Source organism: Methanobrevibacter sp., from assembly GCF_030539555.1.
GTDB lineage: Archaea > Methanobacteriota > Methanobacteria > Methanobacteriales > Methanobacteriaceae > Methanocatella.
On sequence record NZ_JAUNXX010000096.1, the window covers coordinates 1 to 4,176 of the forward strand.

General features: G+C 31.7%; 1 protein-coding gene and 2 pseudogenes. 2 read left to right on the forward strand and 1 reads right to left on the reverse strand.

The features are described from left to right. A pseudogene (locus Q4Q55_RS09810) lies at window positions 1–559 on the reverse strand (hypothetical protein); the annotation flags it as partial. 120 nt (window positions 560–679) lie between these two features. Between Q4Q55_RS09810 and thsA the strand changes: the two are divergent. Together thsA and Q4Q55_RS09820 are read left to right on the forward strand one after the other, a co-directional pair. Further along, complete coding sequence (gene thsA, locus Q4Q55_RS09815; RefSeq protein WP_303372629.1) at window positions 680–2,320, forward strand: thermosome subunit alpha; 1,641 nt, start codon at window positions 680–682, stop codon at window positions 2,318–2,320. 423 nt (window positions 2,321–2,743) lie between these two features. Next, window positions 2,744–4,176: pseudogene (locus tag Q4Q55_RS09820) on the forward strand (hypothetical protein); the annotation flags it as partial.

A 4,176-nucleotide genomic window follows, 5' to 3' on the forward strand; every position in this document is an offset into this window, starting at 1 on the left:
TTTCACTTAATTCCAATATTATTCTTGCTGAAACAGGATTGATTTTCCTGGCTTTCTTTAAACTTTTTTCAGCTTCTTTGTATTGTTTATTTTCAAAAAGAAGGAATCCATAAATGTAATATAAGTCAGTTAGGGGTTTATTGTCAGGAATAAGCCGGACCTCTTTTTTAGCGCCGATGTATTTTCTGAATAATATCTCTTCTAGGGGATTTGAAAAGTTATGGTATTCACTTACTTTGTCATCTTCATACATTCCCGGAAAATTTTCCATGAAAGCGTTTAGTTTATTCAAGGCGGTTTCATAGTTTCCGACTTCGATATATTCTGAAATTTCATTTAGAATATCCATTATGGGGTTTTCGCTTTCAGATATTTCGATAAACTCTTCTTTTTCTTCATCGCTGAGACAATCCCACATCATTCTGGATAGTTCTCTGATTATCTCCTTGTTGTAGGGATGGTCTGCATATCTTTCAATCTGTGAAGAGAGATATTTTCTATTTAATTCCTTGTTTTCTCCCAAATTGGATTTGATTTCATCAATTATCTCATAATACATTAACACACCTAAAGTTACTTTAATGGGTAATCTTTTTATATTACCTCAAACCCATATTATATATGTATAAAAACTTAGTTTTATATTATTTTATTTAAAAATTTTAAAGGTGATTATGAAATGGCAAATCAACCAATATTCATCCTTCCTGAAGGGACTGAAAGATATTCAAAAAGAGATGCTTTAAGAATGAATATCACAGCGGCTAAAGTATTGTCTGGTATTGTAAGAACTACTTTAGGTCCTAAAGGTATGGATAAAATGTTAGTTAATTCATTAGGTGATGTTACTGTCACAAATGATGGTGCAACTATCATGCGAGAAATGGAAATCAATCAACCTGCAGCTAGAATGCTTGTTGAAACAGCTAAAAAACAAGAAGATATTGTTGGAGATGGAACTACTTCTGTTGTTGTTATTGCAGGTGAATTATTATCTAAAGCTGAAGAATTATTAGATGATGGTATCGCAACTTCTGTTGTTGTTAAAGGATTTAGAAATGCAACTGCAAAAGCAATTGAAATATTGAATGAAATTGCTATTGATGCGGATGATAGAGACACTCTTAAAAAAGTGGCTGTTACTGCAATGAGTGGTAAAGGTTCAGATTATGCAAAAGACCACTTGGCTGATTTAGTTGTGGATGCAGCTTTAAGAATTGAAGAAGACGGAAAATCCGATATTGATAACATTAATATCCAAAGAGTTTCTGGAGATTCAGTAGAAGATTCATTTTTAGCTGAAGGTATTGTAATTGATAAAGCTCCTTTATCCAAAAATATGCCTAAAGAAGTTAAAGATGCTAAAGTTGCTATTATAAAATATCCTATTGAATTAAAAGATATCAACACTGATGCAAAAATTGATATAACTAGTCCTGATCAGTTTGAAGCTTTCTTAAACCAAGAAGAACAAATGATTAAAGATTTAGTAAATAAGGTTCTTGATTCCGGATGTAATGTTTTATTCTGTCAAAAAGGTATTGACGATATGGCAGAACATTACTTGAAAAAAGCTGGAATTATGGCCTATAAGAGAGTTAAAAAATCAGATATTGAAAGAATTTCCAAAGCTACTGGTGCTAAATTAGTAACTGATATTGATGATTTATCTGAAGACAAATTAGGTTCTGCAGGTCGTGTTTATCTTAACAAAATCTTCGACCATGAATTAACTTTTGTTGAAGAATGTGAAAATCCGAAAGCTTCCTCTATTGTATTGAGAGGCAGTACCCGTTATGTAACCGAACAAATCTCAAGGGCAATTGATGACGCTTTAGGTGTAGTTGCAGCAACCATCGAAGAAGGTAAAGTTCTTATTGGTGGTGGTGCTTGTGAAATTGATTTGGTAAAAGCATTAAGAGATTATGGTGAAACCGTAAGTGGAAGGGAACAATTAGCTATTTTAAAATATGCTGAAGCTTTAGAAATTATTCCAAAAACTTTAATCGAAAATGCAGGTTTGGACACCATCAATCTAATTGCTGATTTGAAAGCTGCTCACGAAGACTCTGCTTTCATTGGTATTAATGTATTCACCGGTGAAGTTGTTGATATGAAAGATGCTGGTGTAATTGAACCTTTAAGAGTTAAAATCCAAGCACTTCAGTCTGCTGGTGAAGCATCAGAAATGATTTTACGCATTGATGATATGATTGCTGCAAGAAATGCATTGAATTCCACAGGTCCTGATGAAAGTGGTAATGATGCAAGCGGTATGCCTCCTGCACCTGGTATGGGTGGTATGCCTCCTATGATGTAAAATTGAAAAAAATATTTTACATTTTTTCTTTTTTTTATTTTTTAGTGTTTGTTTTTATTTTTGAGATATTAAATATGTTATTTTTCACTTTACCATAATCTAAATCTGTATTTTTTGTTTATTTGACTTAAAATTATATGTTATTTCATATAATAACTATTACAATCATTGTTTTAACTTTAATATATTTAAGTTACTCAAATTATTATTTTCTATGGTTTCGTATTTTTAAAAGTTAATTTAAGTATACAATTCTTTATTCATAAATTTTTGTTTAATTTTAGCTTTATTTTTTGAATTTAGTTTGTTTTAATGTGATTTAGAAATAAAAAAGGTTTATATAAGATTTGTGTAATAAATATTGTTGAAGTGGGATTGTTTTCCCATGGGTATTTAATTAAATTGTTATGGAGGTAAATTATTTTGAACAAACAAATATTGCTCGCTTTGTGTTTAGTGCTTGCGGTTGTGTTTTCTGTTAGTGCTATTTCTGCTAGTGATGTAAATGTTACAGATTCATATGCTACTAGCTTAGTAGATGATACATCAGATGTGTCAGTCCCAATGGAGAATACTGCTGATTCATCAGAAATTTCTGTATCTGGTTATTCAAATGTTGATAATGATTCATCTAAAGTTTCTCTATCAAGTGAAGAAGTTTTAGAATCTGAAAATTCAAATACTTTATCAACTAACACGGATAGTAATTCTTTGATTGGTAGTGATAATGGGGCTGCTGTGTTGGGAGTGTCTTCTAGTGCAGTTAGTGTTTCTTCTATTAGTAAATCAAAAACTGTCACTGCTAAGGATGTTACTAAATATTATAAAGGAAGTGCTATGTATTCTGCCACTTTCTTGGATTTAAATGGAAAAGTTTTGAATAATACTAAGGTTAAGATTAGTGTTAATGGTCAGACTTATACTAAGACTACTAATGCTAAAGGTGTTGTTAGTCTTGCGGTTGATCTTAAGCCGGGTTCTTATAAGGTTGTTGCTACTAATCCGGTGACTGGTTATTCTTTGACTAGTTCTTTTAAGATTTTGTCTACTATTACTGCTAATGATGTTAATAAGGTTTATACTGATGCTAGGCGTTTTTCTGCTACTTTTTTAAATAGTGCTGGTAAGGCTTTGGCTAATAAGCAGGTTAAGTTTAAGATTAATGGTAAGACTTATTCTGCTACTACTAATGCTAAAGGTGTTGCTAGTTTGAGTTTGTATAGTCTTGCTGCCGGTTCTTATAAGATGGTTTCTTATAATGTTGATGGTTTGACTAAGACTAATACTGTTAAAGTGGTTAATTATTGTTCTTCTAAGCTTACTGCTTATAATTATACTTATTTGATGTCTGATAGTAAGATTGTGAGGGTTGTTTTGCATAATCAGTTTGGTTATGCTCCTGGTGAAGGTAAGACTGTGAGGTTTGCTGTTGATGGTAAGTATTATTATGCGACTACTAATGTTAATGGTGTTGCTTATATTAAGCTTCCTTCTTTGAGTAAAGGTGTTTATACTTTGAAGTATTATTATGCGGGTAATAGTTTCTATAAAGCGTCTTCTGCTTCTAGTAAGGTTACTATTATTCCTACTAAGACTCCTACTTATATTGTTAAGAGTACTACTACTTTTGGTAAAGGTTCTGGTACTAGTTTTAAGGTTGCTTTGACTTCTAAGGCTGTTCCTTTGGCTGGTAGGGTTGTTACTCTTAAGATTGATGGTAAGACTTATACTAAGACAACCGATACTAATGGTGTTGTTTCTCTACCAATTAATTTGGCTGTAGGTAAGTATACTATTACTTATAAAAATAAGGCTGAAAGTAAGGTAAGTTCAAAAACAGGATCAACCACAATTAC

What these genes read in the sequence shown, in the direction of transcription:
- thsA (WP_303372629.1), top strand. Translation starts at nt 680, where the DNA reads ATGGCAAATCAACCAATATTCATCCTTCCTGAAGGGACTGAAAGATAT.